Source organism: Aquimarina rubra, from assembly GCF_042684305.1.
Lineage (GTDB): Bacteria > Bacteroidota > Bacteroidia > Flavobacteriales > Flavobacteriaceae > Aquimarina > Aquimarina rubra.
The window spans coordinates 17579-36199 of record NZ_JBHULE010000027.1; the positions used below are offsets into that span (position 1 = coordinate 17579).

General features: G+C 33.2%; 13 protein-coding genes and 1 pseudogene. 8 read left to right on the top strand and 6 right to left on the bottom strand.

What is annotated here, in order from left to right; translation table 11 throughout:
• Positions 1-4: 4 nt before the first annotated feature.
• Positions 5-2371: a GAF domain-containing protein gene (locus ACFSR1_RS19245; protein WP_378294680.1), complete on the bottom strand. Its 2367-nt coding sequence runs from the start codon at positions 2369-2371 to the stop codon at positions 5-7.
• 377 nt (positions 2372-2748) lie between these two features.
• Between ACFSR1_RS19245 and ACFSR1_RS19250 the strand changes: the two genes are divergently transcribed.
• Entirely contained in the window at positions 2749-3870 is a 1122-nt protein-coding gene (locus tag ACFSR1_RS19250; protein WP_378294681.1) for a redoxin domain-containing protein, read from the top strand.
• A gap of 70 nt (positions 3871-3940) precedes the next feature.
• Here ACFSR1_RS19250 and ACFSR1_RS19255 read toward each other — a convergent pair whose 3' ends face one another.
• Complete coding sequence (locus tag ACFSR1_RS19255) at positions 3941-4591, bottom strand: rhomboid family intramembrane serine protease (RefSeq protein WP_378294682.1); 651 nt, start codon at positions 4589-4591, stop codon at positions 3941-3943.
• 132 nt (positions 4592-4723) lie between these two features.
• On the opposite strand from ACFSR1_RS19255, the pseudogene ACFSR1_RS19260 reads away from it, so the two are divergent.
• Both ACFSR1_RS19260 and ACFSR1_RS19265 read left to right on the top strand, forming a co-directional pair.
• Positions 4724-5632: pseudogene (locus tag ACFSR1_RS19260) on the top strand (lysophospholipid acyltransferase family protein); the annotation flags it as partial.
• A gap of 78 nt (positions 5633-5710) precedes the next feature.
• Positions 5711-6610 carry a lysophospholipid acyltransferase family protein gene (locus ACFSR1_RS19265; protein ID WP_378294683.1) on the top strand — a complete coding sequence of 300 codons (900 nt, stop codon included), beginning with the start codon at positions 5711-5713 and terminating at the stop codon, positions 6608-6610.
• A 46-nt stretch (positions 6611-6656) separates the two neighbouring features.
• Here the strand turns inward: ACFSR1_RS19265 and glmM are convergent, their stop codons facing one another.
• Together glmM and ACFSR1_RS19275 are read right to left on the bottom strand one after the other, a co-directional pair.
• Positions 6657-8045, bottom strand: a complete 1389-nt coding sequence (gene glmM, locus ACFSR1_RS19270; protein WP_378294684.1) for a phosphoglucosamine mutase — start codon at positions 8043-8045, stop codon at positions 6657-6659.
• A complete protein-coding gene (locus ACFSR1_RS19275; RefSeq protein WP_378294685.1) occupies positions 8045-9094 on the bottom strand; it encodes an acyltransferase family protein in 1050 nt (349 codons plus the stop codon). Before ACFSR1_RS19275 ends, glmM begins: the two co-directional genes overlap by 1 nt.
• Before the next feature lie 99 nt (positions 9095-9193).
• On the opposite strand from ACFSR1_RS19275, the gene ACFSR1_RS19280 reads away from it, so the two are divergent.
• The 4 genes from ACFSR1_RS19280 to ACFSR1_RS19295 all read left to right on the top strand — a co-directional run bounded on the left by ACFSR1_RS19280 (position 9194) and on the right by ACFSR1_RS19295 (position 13235).
• Positions 9194-9778: an acyl carrier protein phosphodiesterase gene (locus tag ACFSR1_RS19280; RefSeq protein ID WP_378294686.1), complete on the top strand. Its 585-nt coding sequence runs from the start codon at positions 9194-9196 to the stop codon at positions 9776-9778.
• Positions 9775-10167, top strand: coding sequence for a toxin-antitoxin system YwqK family antitoxin (locus ACFSR1_RS19285; RefSeq protein WP_378294687.1), 393 nt, complete (start codon positions 9775-9777; stop codon positions 10165-10167). Before ACFSR1_RS19280 ends, ACFSR1_RS19285 begins: the two co-directional genes overlap by 4 nt.
• Before the next feature lie 17 nt (positions 10168-10184).
• Positions 10185-11888 carry a gamma-glutamyltransferase gene (ggt, locus tag ACFSR1_RS19290; RefSeq protein ID WP_378294688.1) on the top strand — a complete coding sequence of 568 codons (1704 nt, stop codon included), beginning with the start codon at positions 10185-10187 and terminating at the stop codon, positions 11886-11888.
• 285 nt (positions 11889-12173) lie between these two features.
• Positions 12174-13235, top strand: coding sequence for a T9SS type A sorting domain-containing protein (locus ACFSR1_RS19295; protein ID WP_378294689.1), 1062 nt, complete (start codon positions 12174-12176; stop codon positions 13233-13235).
• A gap of 161 nt (positions 13236-13396) precedes the next feature.
• Here ACFSR1_RS19295 and ACFSR1_RS19300 read toward each other — a convergent pair whose 3' ends face one another.
• Together ACFSR1_RS19300 and dnaK are read right to left on the bottom strand one after the other, a co-directional pair.
• Positions 13397-14704, bottom strand: a complete 1308-nt coding sequence (locus ACFSR1_RS19300) for a CoF synthetase (RefSeq protein ID WP_378294690.1) — start codon at positions 14702-14704, stop codon at positions 13397-13399.
• A gap of 203 nt (positions 14705-14907) precedes the next feature.
• On the bottom strand, positions 14908-16818 hold the full coding sequence (dnaK, locus tag ACFSR1_RS19305) for a molecular chaperone DnaK (RefSeq protein WP_378294691.1): 1911 nt from the start codon (positions 16816-16818) through the stop codon (positions 14908-14910).
• A gap of 234 nt (positions 16819-17052) precedes the next feature.
• On the opposite strand from dnaK, the gene ACFSR1_RS19310 reads away from it, so the two are divergent.
• Positions 17053-18477 carry an L-serine ammonia-lyase gene (locus ACFSR1_RS19310; protein WP_378294692.1) on the top strand — a complete coding sequence of 475 codons (1425 nt, stop codon included), beginning with the start codon at positions 17053-17055 and terminating at the stop codon, positions 18475-18477.
• Positions 18478-18621 lie beyond the last annotated feature (144 nt).

An 18621-nucleotide genomic window follows, 5' to 3' on the forward strand; every position in this document is an offset into this window, starting at 1 on the left:
AATATTATTTATTGATTTCCTTCATTAAGTCCGAATATGTGTAATATTCTTTATCCTCCCTGTTTTTACTATAAAGAATATTTACCCTTAGTGCTTTGAGTCCTGTGACTCCTTGTAAATCCTCCAATTCCACTATTTCAATTTCATCTTCTAGATAGTTTTTGGACTGTAAGAAGTTAATATATTTTATGTATTCCTTTTCATCTGATCGTTGAGAATATATAATAACCAATTTTCCTTTTTCAGTAATTCGCTGATCTGTCCCTTTTATATACGCTTTATCTACTCTTTTTTTCACCACTTCATATCTTGCGTTGTATGTTCCATCTACATCAAAACGTTTTTCATCCATTCTAAATCTTACAGATAATGAGGCATTAAATACTAAAACCATAGAAGCTACGTCTAATGCTACCGGAAGATCTTGCTTAAACTGATAATATTCGTTTTCCATTTCGCACATCACCTGTAACTGCCATAATCTTAAATTATAAAGATATATTTTATTGAAATTATTCTGTTTCGTAATGGATTCACCGATGTACAAATTATGTTCTACACCGTCGGTTTTGAACCTTTCGAAATAGTGAGGATACATCTTTTGGGCCTCTTCTTGTTTTTTATCTAATAAAGAAGCCATTTTTTTGTTAATCAACATAACAGATTCATCATAGGCTTTTCTATGTCTATAAATCATTTTGGTATTTGGATCCAGTGAATCATTATACCTATTAATCGACTTGTGCAATTCTGTATTGATTCCTTTAAGATACTTGAATAATGGCTTAATTTCATCTTTTATGAAGTCCAAGATCTTTTGTTCACTATCAACTTGTAATTGATCCTTAATGGATTCAATATAAGTGTTAATTCTAAATTGGATTTGCTCATAAATTGGTAAAGGATTAATTTCTATTACGTTCTCGATAATCTTATCAATCCCCTTTAATTGTAGTATCAAATCTTTCTGTACAGCACGATTTCGAGCTTCAGATGACCCTTTAATATCTATTTGCCCGAACAACGGATATACATCTTCAAAAACTACTTCTCTAAATGATGTTGGATTTTCTTCTACTTTTGCCAGAATAAAACGTTTTGCTTCCTGTCTAAACTTCCAATAAACGCTGGGATGAATTGAGGTACATTCTTGCTGTATGACCAATTCTAATTCATCTTCTGCTTTCGCTTTAGATCGCAGAACAGAGTCGATTAAATAAGGCATTATATCGACCAGTTTATGGGCATTGATACTATTCAACTCCTGAATATTAGGCGATACAATTTCTAGCACTCCAAGTAATTTTCCATTATCCTCTATTGGTGCAATAATCGCACTATTAATATTTTGTTCGGCAAGATTAACATACATCATCTCATCAGGATAGTTCTCTGCTATTTTTTTGACATTAGAGATGGCAAATGCCTCGGATTTTTCAAATAAAGAATGATAGGTCCCTTTACATAATGCGGTCTTACAACAATCAGAATACTTATCGTTTAAAATATAACTGTCAATGGTCTTAAAAGGAACTCTTTCTAATACACTTTCTTCTTCATTGTAATTAGCAAACCCTACCTTAATCTCCGGAAGATTAAAAATCCCTCTAAATATGTTCTGAAAACTTCCGATAAAATCTCCTTTAGTCTTATCATATTTCAAAAGGCTTGTTTTAAATTCTGATAAAGATACATCTGTCGTAACATCAAACAGATTTGCAATCACGATTCCTTTAAAAACCCAAGTATTTGGCGGAAACTTTTCTTTCCATATTTCTACATTATCAAAATTGTCTAGTAACTCAGCCACATCCTCTTCAGTAATTTCTCTTGCACCATCGGTCTTGATTACCTCGATAAAATCTCCATTATACAAAATCCTATAATGTCTTATAATTCCAGCTGCATCAGGAATATCATAAAAAAACGGTCTTCTGAAATCAATCTTATATCCATAATATTGGCTCAAAATAATGCTGCATCCCATGATGAAATAGTGATCTTCATCCAGATTTTTGATCTGGGGCTCAAAATCAGGCCCTGCAGCTTTGATTATGTTTTTATATCGCTGTGTAGATTTAACTACCGTATTATTAAAGGGAATCGTAGCGATTTTTATTTCATTCTCCTGCAAAATTTGGGCAAAAGAATCTTCTAAAACCAACTCTATTTGGGGTAAAAGTTCCTGTACCCTTTCTTCTCTAGTTATACCCTCTTCAAGCTCGGGATATTGTGATGCAATCTTTAGAATACTTTCTGCTCGATCACGGAGCAGCTGATTATCACTATCTAAAAATGCTCTATACTTATCAAAAAATAAAGAAAAGCTTATCTTAATATCCAAGGGAAAGTCATGCTCCAATACCTTCATAACGGTTTATTTACGGTGGTTACACAAAAATAGCACAAAACTTTATCACTTAAATAGTATTAACACTTTATTAGACTATTTTGTTCTTGCGCTCTTTCTGTCAATTATATAGTACTGCATCGAATATGTTGAGGGAAATTGGACTCAAAAAAGTAAAAAAATACTGGTAACGTTATTAATTGCTAATGACACCCTATTATATCCATTATGCTACTCAATTAGACTCTATAAGTATCAGTTTTGTTACATTAAAATATCAGTAAAATGCTTAAATAATCAATAAATAGTAAAAATTAACAATTACTTATATTTTAAAGTTAATTTTTATGGTATACTCACCATATTATATATTTTTACACATCAAAAAAAAATCAAGGATGAAAAAAATAGTATTGCTTGCACTCATATTACTATCTGTAGCTTGCCAAAAAGAAGAAAAAGGATATTCAATTTCTGCAGAAACAAATGGGTTTGAAGATGGAGTAACAGTATATGTAAATGCTATAAACCAATCTAATCGACCCACTATTATTGATTCAGCAACTATTAAAAATGGTAATTTTAAGATAAACCTACCGGTAGTAGAGGAAAATGATTTCAACTATTTAACTTTTAAAGGGGTTCCACAAAACGTATTGTTTTTAGCAGAAAACAATCCAATAAAAATGACCATCTACAAGGATAGTTTACGATCTTCAATTATAAAGGGTGGTCCCGAAAATGAATTATTTTTTACATATCTAAAGAAAATGAATGCCTTTGGCAAAAAAAGACAGGAACTTAGCAATCAATATCAAATAGCTTCTAAACTAAAAGAAGCGGATAAAGCAGCGAAATTATCTGTGCAAATACAAAAAGCAAGAACTGACGAAAATAATTATCGCAGAGAGATTGCAGAAAACAATCCTAATTCTTTGGTTGCTGTTATGGCGCTTACTGATCTTTTAAATCTTAAGGCGGCACCGGCAAAGCAAGTAAAAAAAATATATGCTACGGTAGAAGATACGGTTAAAACATCTAGATTAGGTAAAAATCTCGATAGATTAATCGCCGCATCCATCGGAAAAATCGATATCGGTAGCGAAGCTGAAGATTTTTCTGCTCCTAATCCAGATGGTCAAATGGTTTCTCTGAAGGAATCTATGGGCAAAATAACTATTATTGATTTTTGGGCGTCTTGGTGTAAACCATGTAGAGCAGAAAATCCTAATGTGGTACGAGTGTATAATAAATATCACGAAAAAGGACTTAATATAATTGGAGTATCACTAGACAGAAATAAAGATCACTGGATAAAAGCGATTGATAATGATAATTTAGAATGGAATCACGTATCGCATTTAAAATTCTGGCAAGATCCAATAGCAAAAGCGTACGGAGTGCGATCTATCCCTGCTACTTTTATCTTAGATGAAAAAGGTAATGTTATTGCAAAAAACCTTAGAGGACCAGCATTAGAAACCAAGATATCAGAACTATTAGGAGAGAAATCGTTATAAACTCTATTAGTAATTCTCTGATAAACAATATTAAAAAACGACTTGATCATCATCAGGTCGTTTTTGATATCTAAAGTTTCCCTAAGCGCTGCATCACAAATAAAATAATAATAGGAATCGCTAATAAGCCTATCATTAATAAGTTTTGCTGAAACAAATAAGGAGCAAGAATCAATGTAACGATATAACCACCAGCAGCACCACCAAAATGAGCATCATGCCCAATATTACCCGTTCTGCTTTTCATACCATAAATAGAGTATAACAAATATCCAATACCGAAAATGTAAGCAGGAATCGGAATTGGAATTAACATAAGATACAATTTCATATCAGGCTGAAATAATATTGCAGAAAAGATAATACCTGATACTGCTCCACTGGCACCAACAGCACTATAATGATATTCATCTTTATGGAAAAATAGTGAAAATAGATTTCCAACGAATAAACTACCAAAATATACCGCCAGAAATTTTATATTCCCTAAAGAATTAAGCACTACCGGAGCAAAAAAATACAAAGTGAACATATTGAAGAACAAATGCATCATATCCACGTGTAAAAAACCAGAGGCTAGCATACGTAGCTGTTCTCCTCTTCTTATTCCTCCTATATTAAACTTATAGCGCTCAAAAAAAGAAAAATCATTTAACCCTTTTAATGAAATAATCACATTTGCAAGTATTATAACTATAACAACAATGTCAAGATTTAGCATATACAATTTTTTGTTGTTCAAATATAGTATATATTTTTACCCAAAGGATCTGGATTTTATTTGAAATAAGATCATTTTAGATTTTATCCGTGATAATTTAAAATAAGTTACCTTTAGCGATTCAAAAAAAAATCAATGCAATTAGTTATTTATTGCCTCGTATATCCATTACTTTGGATCATCTCAAAATTACCTTGGCGACTCTTTTATTTTTTATCCACCTGCACATACGTATTAATTTATTATATCATCGGATATAGAAAAAAAACGGTTACCGAAAATTTAATGTTAGTGTTCCCTGAAAAGGAAATGAAAGAGATAAAAAGTATACGTAAGGCTTCATACAAGCATATGTGTGACATGTTTCTGGAAATGATTCGTTCTCTATCCATAAGGGAAGAAGAAATCATTAAACGTTTTCGCTTCACTAATCTAGATTTCTTATTAGAACTAGAAAAGAAAAACAAAAGTATCATTGCCATGATGGGACATTACAATAGTTATGAATGGACAAATTCTATAGATCTTATCAGTAAATTTAGATGTGTAGGAATTTACAAACCAATAAAAAATAAATATTTCGATAGATTGGCCCATCGCATTAGAGGAAGATTTGATTCTAGATTAATACCTAGTGCAAAAGTTTTTAGAGAAATGACAATGGATCAGAGAAAAGAAAATCCGGAGCTTAGTATATATGGACTTATTTCTGATCAATCCCCTAAACTTACCCACGCTACCTTTTGGACCGATTTTATGGGTATCAAAGTTCCTGCATTTGTTGGAGGAGAAGTGCTATCCAAACGATTAGATCTTAGTATCTTTTACCTTCATGTAGAAAAGATAAAACGTGGATATTATGAAGCTACTTTAGTCCCTATTTCTGAAGATCCAAAAAATGAAGACGAGTATGCTATCACTAAAAAATTTACGAGACTGTTAGAAGAACAAATTAGAGAGAAACCAGGGAACTATTTATGGACACATAAACGATGGAAACATCGAAATGCAGAACCTATTAAGAATGCTGTTGTTAGTTAACAGAAATCTTCTTTTTAAGATTATTCTAAGATTTTGAGCCACTAAATAATTTTATATTTGTGGGCTTAAATTAACACAATGCAGTTATTGATATATCGATTGGTATATCCGATTTTGTGGATTATATCAAAATTACCCTGGCGCTTATTTTATATGTTTTCTACCTGTGTATATATTTTTGTATACCATATCATTAGATACAGGAGAAAATCAGTAACAGAAAATTTAGTGCTTGTTTTTCCCGAAAAACCTAAAAAAGAGATCAATAGAATTCGCAAAGCATTCTATAAACATATGTGTGATATGTTTTTAGAAATGATAAAGTCAATTTCTATAAGCGATAAAGATTTACTGGATCGTTTTAAAATTATCGACATAGAATCCCTCAAAGAATTAGAATCAAAAAACAAAAGTATCGTAGTGATGATGACTCATTACGCCAGTTATGAATGGTCTACGGTAACACAACTATTGATTGATTTCCCAACTGTTGGCGTTTATAAACAAATTAAAAATAAATATTTTGATCAATTAGTACATAGAATTAGACAACGATATAAAGCTCGACTAATTCCTAGTTACAAAGCTATGAAGGAGATCACTAAAGACAAGATTAACGGTAAGCTTTGTTCTTATGCTTTTTTATCTGATCAATCTCCAAGCTTGGCCAAAGCTACTTACTGGACAGATTTTATGGGTATTAAAGTTCCTACACACGTTGGAGGTGCTGTATTAGCAAAAAGATTAGATATGTCGGTTGCCTATCTGCATGTAGAAAAGGTAAAACGAGGATATTATCAAGCTAAATTTATTCCTATCACAGAAAATGCGAAAAATTGTGAAGATTTCTATATTGTAAAAACATATTTGCGAATGGTAGAAGAACAAATTCGTAAAGCACCAGAGTACTATTTGTGGACACATAAACGATGGAAACATCGTAATGCAGAAATCCCTAAAGATGCTACTATCGATTAACAAAATACTCCTATCAAGAAAAATAGATAGGAGTATTTTTATTTTATTAGATTCCCGCTATTTCCTTTAAGGCAGCAATGGTATCATTAGCTAGTTGATCAGCTTGTTCCTGACTCAAGGCTTCAGTATATATACGGATGATAGGTTCTGTATTGCTTTTTCTTAGGTGAACCCAGCAATCACTGAAATCAACTTTTACACCATCTACAGTACTTACTTCCTCGGATGCGTGTTTTTTGTGAAATCCTTTTAATATAGCATCTACATCTAACTCTGGTGTTAACTGAACTTTGTTTTTGCTCATAAAGTAAGATGGATAGCTATTGCGTAATTCGCTTACACTACATTTTTTTTCTGCCAAATGTGTCAGAAAAAGTGCTACACCAACCAGGGAATCTCTTCCGTAGTGTAGTTCCGGATATATAATCCCACCATTCCCTTCTCCACCAATCACTGCTTTATTTGCTTTCATCTTAGCAACCACATTCACTTCTCCTACAGCACTTGCCTCATACATACCCTTATGTTTTTGAGTAACATCCCTTAGCGCTCTACTGGACGATAAATTAGATACCGTATTGCCCGGTGTTTTGCTCAAAACATAATCAGCACAGGCTACCAAAGTATATTCTTCTCCAAACATTTCTCCATCTTCGCTCATAAAAGCCAAACGATCCACATCAGGGTCTACCGTTAGTCCAAAATCGGCATTTTCCTTCACCACCAATTCTGATAAATCCGTTAAGTGCTCCTTTAGCGGTTCTGGGTTATGAGGAAAATGACCATTTGGTTCACAATACAATTCTACAACCTCTACTCCCATTCTTTTGAGTAATGCAGGTATTGCAATTCCCCCAGTGGAATTAACTGCATCTACTACTACTTTAAATCCAGCGTTCTTTACAATTTCTGTATTTACCAGAGGAAGATTTAGTACTTCTTCGATATGCTTATCGATATAAGTATCATTTGTGGTGATTGATCCTAAATCATCAACCTCTGCAAAATTATAATCATCATTCTCTGCTATATCCAAAATCTTCTTACCATTTTCGGCGTTTAGAAATTCTCCTTTATTATCCAGCAATTTAAGTGCATTCCATTGCTTTGGATTATGACTTGCAGTTAATATAATTCCTCCATCCGCTTTTTCCATGGGAACCGCCACTTCTACCGTAGGAGTAGTTGACAAGCCTACATCCACAACGTGTATTCCAAGCCCTACCAATCCATTCATTACTAATTGTTGGATCATTGCCCCAGAAATACGAGCATCTCTACCTACCACCACTGTTGGATGTTTTTTACCGGTTTCAGTTTTTAACCAGCTTCCATAAGCAGATGCAAATTTTACGGCATCTATTGGAGTTAGATTGTCTCCTACTTTTCCGCCGATAGTTCCCCGAATACCTGAAATTGATTTGATTAGTGTCATTATCTGAATTTATTTTTTAATTTAAGAAAATATAGTTCATAATACTTATATGAAAAGTGTGCTATCAATATAGTTAATGTTATAACAAAAAAATTAACTGAAATAATTATAATATAATTTGGGATAGAAAATTTTGCACTTAACTTTAAAAATAAAAATATCATCAAATGCATGGCTAATGGATGATAAACGTAAATCCCATAAGAAATTTTTCCAAAATAATTTATAAGTTTATTATTAATCATAAAAATCGGTTCTTCACTTATGCTTAAAATAAAGAATCCAAACAAAAACACGCTAATAGCATTATAATATGGAGTCGGAAGGATATAAAACCAATTTGAAAAAAAATAAATAATAAAAAGGATAGCCAAAATAAACTTGCCTGTTTTATTCAATTTTATTAGACGTTTTTCAGATAAAATTCCAATTAATCCTCCAAAAGAAAAATAGAAATAAAGAAATTTGTATTTAGAAAGAATACCTAAATTATGAAATAAGATAAAATACAGAACAGTAAAAACACTTAGAAAAAGCATTATTTTATGTTTCTTCAACACCCCAAAAACGGGTGCAATTAGAAGATAAAATTGTTCTTCTATACCTATTGACCAAAGTATCTCTAAAATGCCTCCCGGTCGCAAATCAACTGCCGCTATGTTAGGTAGAAAAAATAAAAAAAGTAAAATTGCCTCAATAAAGCTGTAATTATTTTCAAATGGAATACCAACTAATTCAAGGAAAACTCGATAGTAAAGAAAACCAAAAACAACAATCAACAAATACAAAGGTATAATTCTTAGAATCCTTCTCATGTAGAATTTTTTGATTGAAATCATGCCTTTGTCTTTTTCAATCCATAACTTTCTTATAATAAGAAAACCACTTAAGGCAAAAAACACATTAACAGCTTCGGTGCCCTTATTAAAAATTGGAAAGCTGTTAAAAGCAGCTAATCCCATATTCTTTGACATTTGTGGAACATGAAAAACAAGTACCGCCATTGCCAAAAAAAAACGTAAAAAATTTAAATTAGGTAGTATTCTCATGCGAAACAAATGTACGTGCTACAAGTGATTACCACAACACCAGAATTAAAGTTTACATAAAAACAACACCAACTTTTTAAAAAATTGTAAATTCACCTAATGAATTTTTTAGCCCATATTTACCTTTCCGGGGATGACCAAGAACTTAAAATAGGCAATTTTATAGCCGATTCAGTAAAAGGAAAGAAGTTTTCTGAATTTCCAAATCGAATACAGAAAGGTATCACATTACATCGTAAAATTGACACCTATACTGATAGTCATCCAACTGTAAGAGAAAGCGTTTTGAGATTATTTCCTAAATATGGACACTACAGCAGCGTCATTGTAGATATATTATATGATCACTATCTGGCTGCTTATTGGGAAGAATATTCTTCTACACCGCTAGATATATATGTATCTGATTTTTATGATTTACTGCAGGAATATTATGAGGTATTACCAAAGCGTGTTCAGAATTTTTTGCCATATATGCTACGTGATAATTGGTTACTTAGTTATGCTACCATTCCCGGTATTGGCAGAATATTATATCAAATGAATCATAGAACTAAGAACCGATCAAAAATGAATTTTGCGATTCTAGAATTAGAACAATATTATGATGATTTTGAAAAAGAGTTTCGTTCTTTCTTTGGGGAACTTGAATTGTTTACAAAAAATGAAATGAGAAATTTATGAGAATATTGTTCTTCTTTTCCTCTTTATTATTAATCCTTTCTTGTAAGAAATCGCAAAACCATTATACTACTGAAAATATTTGCAGAGAGCAACTTTCAGTATCCACTAAGAATGGTTACACAAAAAATTATTATACTAATTCTATTAATCTGGAAAGTATTGGGCATTATGAGCAAGGAATCCAGCAAGGTTTTTGGAAATACTATTATCGAAATGGAAATAGAAAAGCCGAAGGGCATTATGAAAAAGGGAAAAAGCAAGGATATTGGAAGGAGTATCACAAAAATGGGATTGTAAAATCCGAGGGACATATTAATCACTGTAAACCCTCTGGTTATTGGAAATTTTACGACAAAAAAAATAATTTAATCAAAGAAATTAATTACTAATAAAAACACTGAATATTATGCGATTGATTTACCTCTTACTTTTTATCTTGGTTATCTCCTGCAAAACCAAGCCTGAATCTGAGATTGAAATCAAAACAAGACCAGTTTTAGGAGTCATCGAGAAAAACGCTATGGTAGTTTCAGCAAGAGAAGAAGCTTCCAAAATCGGTAAAGAGATTCTCCAAAAAGGTGGAAACGTCTTTGATGCTATGGTGGCAACAGAAATGGCACTTGCTGTCTCTTATCCTTATGCGGGTAATCTAGGAGGTGGCGGATTTATGGTGTATAGAAAAGCTAATGGAGAAACCGGAGCAATCGACTATCGGGAAAAAGCTCCACTAGCGGCTTATAAAGACATGTATCTCGATGAGAATGGAGACCCCATTCCAGAAAAAAGTCAATTAGGAGCTATGGCGGTTGGAGTTCCCGGTACTATTGCTGGGATATTTGAAGTACACAAAAAGTTCGGAACATTACCTATAAGAGAATTATTAACTCCGGTAGTTCAACTAGCCCAAAAAGGATATATAATTACAGAAAAACAAGAAAAGCGGCTACGTCATTTTAGAGAACTATTTATTGAAACCAATAAAGACACCATCCTTTATGCTCAAAGCTTTAAAGCTAATGATACTATAAAAAACCCAAAGCTTGCGGCTACATTACAAAGAATAATTGAAAATGGCAGAGATGAATTTTATAAAGGAGAAACCGGTCAAAAAATGGTTGAGTATATCCAATCCAAAGGCGGTATTATAACAATGGATGATCTTAATAAATACGAAGCTAAATGGCGAGATCCGGTTCAATTTACATATAAAGACCTTACTATTATATCCATGTCTCCTCCTTCTAGCGGTGGTGTTTGTCTTGCTCAAATTATGAAGATGATTGAACCATATGACCTAAGTAATTACGGCCACAATACGTTAAAATCAATTCAAATAATAACGGAAGCAGAAAGAAGAGCATATGCAGATAGAAGTTTTTATCTGGGTGATCCTGATTTTGTTAAAATTCCGGTGGACACCTTGATAAGTGATTCCTATCTATCAGATAGAATGAAAGATTTTGATTTTGAGCAAGCCACCTTATCTTCTGATTTAAGCTACGGAAGTATTCCCGGGTATGAAAGTAGTGAAACTACGCACTACTCTGTTGTTGATCAATTCGGAAATGCTATTTCCGTAACAACTACCTTAAACGGTGCATATGGATCTAAACTTTATGTTCCGGAACTGGGATTCTTTCTGAACAATGAAATGGATGATTTTAGTGCAAAGCCTGGTATGCCAAACATGTTTGGATTATTAGGTGCCGAAGCAAATGCCATTGCACCAGAGAAAAGAATGCTCAGTTCTATGACACCTACACTCGTAGAAAAAGATGGAGAACTATGGATGTCTGTTGGAACTCCTGGAGGATCAACCATTATCACTTCTGTATTACAAACCATCCTAAATGTAAAAGAATATGGAATGACCATGCAAGATGCTGTAAATGCTCCTAGGTTTCATCACCAATGGCTACCAGATGTTGTTGTTTTCGAACCTAATTCATTTGATAAAAGTATATTGGATAGCTTAAGAACCAAAGGATACAAAACGAATGAAGAAGAATCCAGAGTTATTGGTAAAGTGGATGGTATTTTAGTATTACCAGACGGCAGTTTAGAAGGTGGAGCTGATAAACGTGGAGATGACACGGCAGTTGGTTTTTAAAAATAATTCTTCATTAATTAGTAAAAACACTGAAGCTAGAATATCTTCAAATTATTATAATAAAAACTATTATTTTAATAAGTAAATAAGTTAAAAAAACTATATTCTTTCAACAAAAAAACAATTGCAAAGACCAGTGTTTTAGAGTAACGCAACAAAATTATCATTAATTGCAACAATTCTTATAGTAGAGATTTTTACTTAAGAATACATTAGTAGAAACTTAATTAACATTGTTAGAACGTAAACACATTTGTAAAAAAGCAATGTTTAAAACATGTAATTATGATACGAACATTATTTTCATTTCTACTATGCTTTGGTAGCATATCCAGCATAACTGCGCAATATTCGATTAGTTATGATTCCGCAAATCCAGTGACGGTAGCTGCTGGTGAATCTATAGTATTAGACTACACATACACAGCATCCATGGAAGTTGGGGCACAGTTTCAAATTTTTGAGACTGATAATGCAGCTATTTTTGAAGGCTCTACTGCTAACGGTACAGGAGTAGCTGAATTTCCAACCCTTTCTATAGCTACAAATCAAGCTGGACAGATTACTTTAAATATTCCTCCTGACTTTCCTTCAAGTGCATCACTTGCATCGGGTATAGAATATCGAATATTCGGAAAATTATCTTCTGCTGGCAATCCTGACGGTATGGGAGATGTGGACTGGCGTATTGGAGGGACTGAGTATCCGCTTATTGTTATTACTCCTCCTGCTTATTCTATTACGTATGACTTTACTGCGCCCCTAACAGTAGCAGCAGGTGAATCCGTTACTTTGAACTACACCTACTCCGCATCTATGGATGTAGGCTCTCAGTTTCAGATATTTGAAGCAGACTCTCCTACTATTTTTAACGGTTCCACAAATACAGGAACTTCGGTTAATGTTACTCCAAATTTAACAGCAGGATCTGATGTAGTTACCTCTGTTACCATAGATATTCCAACAGATTTCCCGCAAAGTTCAACTCTTTCTGGAACTAGTTATTACATTTTTGGAAAGTTAGCAAATGCATCAAATCCTGATGGAGGTGCATTAGATGCAACATGGAGCGTTAACGGAAATTATCCGGAAATAATCGTTTCTGGAGTACTCAGTACTAATGAATTCGATTTTGACAAAAAGGAAATGTATTTTGATTATGCCACAGCTTCTTTAGTTCTAAGTGATTCGTTTAGAACAGAAGGACTACAAATATATAATACAAATGGAAAAAGGGTTTTAAATATGCCTAATGTAGATAATGCAAATCAAATAAATTTATCTCAACTACCTAGAGGACTTTATATTGTGAAAACAGACATTACGTCTTTAAAATTCATAAGATAACATTTTAATATCTTCTTAAATTACACACACAAACAAACATTCATTTAACTCAAAAAAAGCCAATAATTCTATTTTATTGGCTTTTTTCGCTTTTAAATTTTTCAATCAAACATATAGACTACAAAAATCAAAATACTTATCTACAAGTTTATACTTTATTATTACAACTGAGAATGGTACGTATTGGTAACTTCTCTTCTTTTTCCTGAAGATAATAAAGGAATTTCATCTACATACTCAATTTTTATGTTAGCGTCCTTACCAAAATACCCTTTATATTCTTCTAACATTTTACGTTCATCAACTTTATTATCAGTATTGAGCTTAATCAAATAATCTTTTTCACCATGTTGGACTAATTGGAACTGCTTATACTCTCCATATTTACAAAGTTTATAAGAAACATGAGAAGGAACAATTTCCCCTTTGGTATTATAGATGAGATCCAATTTCCTTCCTTCTATAGATGAGAGATAAGGCACGTTATTTTCGTCTAAATCCATAGCCCCTATATCACCTGTATCATATCTAATTAAAGGCATCGCATAATTATGTAGATCGGTGACCACAATTCTTCCTCTTTCTCCATAAGAAACTGTAATATCCTTTTCTAAATTAAAAATTTCAATAAAATAACTTGCAGAATTGACGATAAATCTAAAAGGTATGTTACGATCTTCTTGTGCTAAAATTCCATTTTCATTATTAGAATATCGTGAGACTGGATTAACCCCAAAATATTTTTTCATACTTCTTCTGACATAGTCATTAAGCCCTTCTGACATCGTAATAACTGATTGTACATTGGACTCTATTGGCTTCGTATTTGTTTTATCAAGATATTTACAAATCGTTGCAAATGCAGAGGTATAACCCAGAAAGCTCTTTTTTAAACTATCTTTTCTCAGTCTATTAATAAGTATTTCTATTTCTTTATCTGAAAGTTTAAAAACGCTATGAGGAACTATATTCTGCCACCAGAACTTTGAAAAAATATTATGGCTATAATTATCAGGCCAAATTTTCACATATAATAGTTTTTGTCCTATTTCGTATCCTGATCTATTGGAGAAGTATAGATTATCTCCAGTATTTCTACAACGTTTACTCATATTTTGCAAAACCGAAAAAGGTGCGCCCGTGGAACCACTGGTAGAAACCAAAATACAATTATTAGCTTTATATTTTGATGATCTGAACTCATCAAAATTATCTCTAATCATATTTTTATCAATTACGGGGAAATCAGTTATAGAATTATAACCAGCATGTTTTTGATAAAACCAGGTAGTGCTCACTGCATGTTCTAGAATTTGTTGAAGGTACTTATTCTTTCTATCTATAGTGTATTGAGAATCTGGATTTTCAATCAACTCTTTAATATCTTTATAGTGTTTCTTAATATCATTCCCCTTAAGGGTATCAAAAAACCAAAAGATTTTTCTACGAAAAACTTGTAACAAATTCATTAGTATATTCCATTACTTAGACCATACATTGTTAGATCTTATAGTGGTTACCTGCATTAAGAATAACTGTGTGTGAAATACAATACTATAACTAGGGGTAGTTAAGCTTCGATAAAAGTAAACTATTTTTTATTATGCTTACCTTAAATAACAAAAAAATGCACAGCTTTCGCTGTGCATTTTTATATATAGAATAACAATTCTTACTTCACTTCTTCGAAATCTACATCTTCTACATCACTAGCTTCAGAATCTCCTCCTTCAGGTTGTGCTCCGGCTTCTGGTCCAGCTGCACCACCTTGTTGTGCTTCTGCCTGTGCTTTGTACATTTCCTCACTAGCTACTTTCCAGGCTTCATTAATTTTATCAAGTGCCGGTTGGATCACAGCTAAATCTTTAGATTCATATGCTTTTTTCAATTCTTCAAGAGCATCTTCGATTGGCTTTTTCTTATCATCCGATAATTTTTCACCAAATTCTTTAAGCTGCTTTTCTGTCTGGAATATCATTCCATCAGCTTCATTCAACTTATCGGCAGTTTCTTTTGCTGCTTTATCCGCTTCAGCATTCGCTTCAGCTTCCTGCTTCATTTTCTCGATTTCTTCTTCTGTTAATCCAGAAGATGCTTCGATACGTATATCCTGAGATTTATTAGTAGCTTTATCTGTAGCTGAAACCTTGATAATTCCATTTGCATCAATATCAAAAGTAACTTCAATTTGAGGTACTCCTCTTTGCGCTGGTGGAATTCCATCTAAGTGGAAACGACCAATAGTCTTATTATCCGCTGCCATAGGACGTTCTCCCTGTAATACGTGAATCTCTACAGAAGGTTGATTGTCTGCTGCAGTAGAAAACACTTGTGATTTCTTAGTAGGAATCGTAGTATTTGCTTCAATCAGCTTAGTCATTACATTACCCATTGTCTCAATACCTAGAGAAAGTGGTGTAACATCTAATAATAATACATCTTTTACATCTCCTGTAAGTACTCCACCTTGAATTGCAGCTCCAACCGCTACTACTTCATCAGGGTTCACCCCTTTACTTGGTGCTTTGCCAAAGAATTTCTCCACTGCTTCCTGAACTGCAGGAATACGAGTTGATCCTCCTACTAAAATGATTTCATCAATATCACTTGTTGACAATCCTGCGGCTTTAAGAGCTGTACGACAAGGCTCTATTGTTCGTTTTACCAAATCATCAATCAACTGATCAAATTTAGCTCTTGTTAATGATCTTACTAAGTGCTTTGGACCACTTGCGGTAGCCGTTACATATGGTAAATTAATTTCTGTCTGTGGTGAAGATGATAATTCGATCTTTGCTTTCTCTGCAGCTTCTTTAAGACGTTGTAAAGCCATTGGGTCTTTACGAAGATCCATATCTTCATCCGCTTTAAACTCTTCTGCCAACCAATCAATAATTTTCTGATCTACATCGTCTCCTCCTAGATGTGTATCTCCATCAGTAGACAATACTTCAAATACACCATCTCCTAATTCTAATATAGATACATCATGAGTACCTCCACCAAAATCAAATACTACAATCTTCTGATCAGTACCTTTTTTATCAAGACCATAAGCTAACGCTGCTGCTGTAGGTTCATTGATTATTCTTTCCACTTTAAGACCAGCAATTTCTCCAGCTTCTTTAGTTGCCTGACGCTGTGCATCATTAAAATATGCCGGAACTGTAATTACAGCTCTAGTTACATCCTGTCCCAGATAATCTTCTGCAGTTTTCTTCATTTTCTGAAGTGTCATTGCAGATAATTCCTGTGGTGTATATAAACGACCATCAATATCAACTCTAGGTGTGTCATTATCTCCTTTTACTACTTTGTAAGCAGCTCTTTCTGCTTCTTTTGCAGATTCAGAGAATTTGTTACCCATAAATCTTTTAATAGAAGAGATCGTTTTAGTCGGGTTAGTAACTGCCTGACGCTTTGCAGGATCACCAACCTTAATTTCTCCTCCTTCTACAAATGCTATTACAGATGGAGTGGTCCTCTTACCTTCTGCATTAGGGATAACAACAGGCTCATTACCTTCCATCACAGAAACACAAGAGTTTGTTGTCCCTAAATCTATTCCTATTATCTTACTCATATTATTATATAAATGTTTTAGTGTTGTTCCTAATTATTTATTCCACATAAGTCAATGATTATGCCACGGCAATTTATATGACAGGTTGTCATTATCTTCTAATAACAATTCAATAAACCAAAAAGACCGGTAACCAGAAAATCAAACCTTAATCTAAGTATTCATTTAAAAAAAGTATTCTTTTTTATCAATACCCTATATTTACCCCAATAATTTTACACCTAATTACGAATTATGGAATGTATCAGTATTTTTGATATGTTAAAGATTGGCGTAGGCCCATCTAGTTCTCATACTTTTGGCCCTTGGAGAGCAGGAAGGAGATGGATTGCAGAATTGAAAGAAAATGATCAGTTTGACTCCATTGAGTCTATTACCGTAGATCTATTTGGATCTTTATCATTAACTGGTAAAGGTCATGCTACAGATATAGCTTCTATATTAGGGTTATGCGGATATGACCCACAAACTATTGATGTAGAATCTATTTCTACAATCATAGCAGATATTGAAAAAAATAAGATGCTGTTCTTTAATCAAGAATTACAAATTAATTTTGATCCTAACACCCATATAGTGTTTAATAAGGAGTTTAAAGAGTTTCATCCTAATGCTATCACTTTTAGCGCTATATTAAAAAATAAACGTAAAATAGTTTCTACATTTTATTCTATAGGAGGCGGCTTTGTTGTAAAGAAAGAAAGAAAAAGGGAAAAGAAAAAAATGGAAGCGTTCAGAGAATTTCCACTTCCTATCCAAAAAGCAACCGACCTTTTAGCATACTGTCAGCAAAAGAATAAAAAGATATCAGAAATTGTTCTTGAAAATGAGCGCTCTCTTCAAAATGACAAAGAAATTGATGCACGAATAAAAGAAATCTGGGATGTCATGTTAGATTCTATGTATCAAGGCTGTCATACAGAGGGTACACTTCCGGGTGGATTAAATGTAAGAAGACGTGCTTATGACACTCATAAAAAATTAATTGGATCTAAGGAATACAAGAGTCCAACAGAGTGGATAGAATCAATTAGAGACACAGAAGTAAAATTTAGACAAATATTAAAATGGGTTTCTTGCTTTGCTCTTGCTGTTAATGAGGTAAATGCTTCGTTGGGGAGAGTAGTTACTGCTCCTACCAACGGAAGTGCTGGAGTAATACCTGCGGTGATGATGTATTATATGGTGATTGAAAATCATGATGCAAATTTTGACGATGTAAAACAATTTATGCTAGTAGCGGGAGAAATTGGCAGCTTATTTAAAAAAGGTGCCACAATATCAGCAGCCATGGGTGGTTGCCAAGCAGAAATTGGTGTTTCTTCTGCGATGGCAGCGGGAGCATTGACAGAATTAATGGGTGGTACACCAGAACAAGTGCTTATGGCTAGCGAAATTGCAATGGAGCATCATTTAGGATTAACATGCGATCCTATTGGAGGATTGGTACAAATCCCTTGTATAGAGCGAAATGCTATGGGAGCAATCAAAGCCATTAATGCATGTGAAATGGCGTTGGATGCCGATGCTGCTCATGCAAAAGTACCTTTGGACAAGGTCATAGAAACTATGTGGGAAACAGCAAAAGACATGAATACAAAGTATAAAGAAACAAGTGAAGGCGGTTTAGCTGTAAAAGTAAGTTTAAGTGATTGCTAATTTCAATAATGCATAGAAGTATTTTATTTCACAAAATAAAAAATCTATTTATCTCCTACTTCAGGTTATTTGGATTATATATACTCTTTTTTATTTGTGTAGCACTCCTACAAAGTATATTTCCGGATCTAGATCTAAAAAAAT

Excerpts from the sequence above, each read along its gene's own strand:
- ACFSR1_RS19280 (WP_378294686.1), top strand. The coding sequence starts at position 9,194 with ATGAATTTTTTAGCCCATATTTACCTTTCCGGGGATGACCAAGAACTT.
- ACFSR1_RS19295 (WP_378294689.1), top strand. The coding sequence starts at position 12,174 with ATGATACGAACATTATTTTCATTTCTACTATGCTTTGGTAGCATATCC.
- ACFSR1_RS19310 (WP_378294692.1), top strand. The coding sequence starts at position 17,053 with ATGGAATGTATCAGTATTTTTGATATGTTAAAGATTGGCGTAGGCCCA.
- ggt (WP_378294688.1), top strand. The coding sequence starts at position 10,185 with ATGCGATTGATTTACCTCTTACTTTTTATCTTGGTTATCTCCTGCAAA.
- ACFSR1_RS19300 (WP_378294690.1), bottom strand. The coding sequence starts at position 14,704 with ATGAATTTGTTACAAGTTTTTCGTAGAAAAATCTTTTGGTTTTTTGAT.
- ACFSR1_RS19275 (WP_378294685.1), bottom strand. The coding sequence starts at position 9,094 with ATGAGAATACTACCTAATTTAAATTTTTTACGTTTTTTTTTGGCAATG.
- ACFSR1_RS19250 (WP_378294681.1), top strand. The coding sequence starts at position 2,749 with ATGAAAAAAATAGTATTGCTTGCACTCATATTACTATCTGTAGCTTGC.
- dnaK (WP_378294691.1), bottom strand. The coding sequence starts at position 16,818 with ATGAGTAAGATAATAGGAATAGATTTAGGGACAACAAACTCTTGTGTT.
- ACFSR1_RS19285 (WP_378294687.1), top strand. The coding sequence starts at position 9,775 with ATGAGAATATTGTTCTTCTTTTCCTCTTTATTATTAATCCTTTCTTGT.
- ACFSR1_RS19265 (WP_378294683.1), top strand. The coding sequence starts at position 5,711 with ATGCAGTTATTGATATATCGATTGGTATATCCGATTTTGTGGATTATA.
- glmM (WP_378294684.1), bottom strand. The coding sequence starts at position 8,045 with ATGACACTAATCAAATCAATTTCAGGTATTCGGGGAACTATCGGCGGA.
- ACFSR1_RS19245 (WP_378294680.1), bottom strand. The coding sequence starts at position 2,371 with ATGAAGGTATTGGAGCATGACTTTCCCTTGGATATTAAGATAAGCTTT.
- ACFSR1_RS19255 (WP_378294682.1), bottom strand. The coding sequence starts at position 4,591 with ATGCTAAATCTTGACATTGTTGTTATAGTTATAATACTTGCAAATGTG.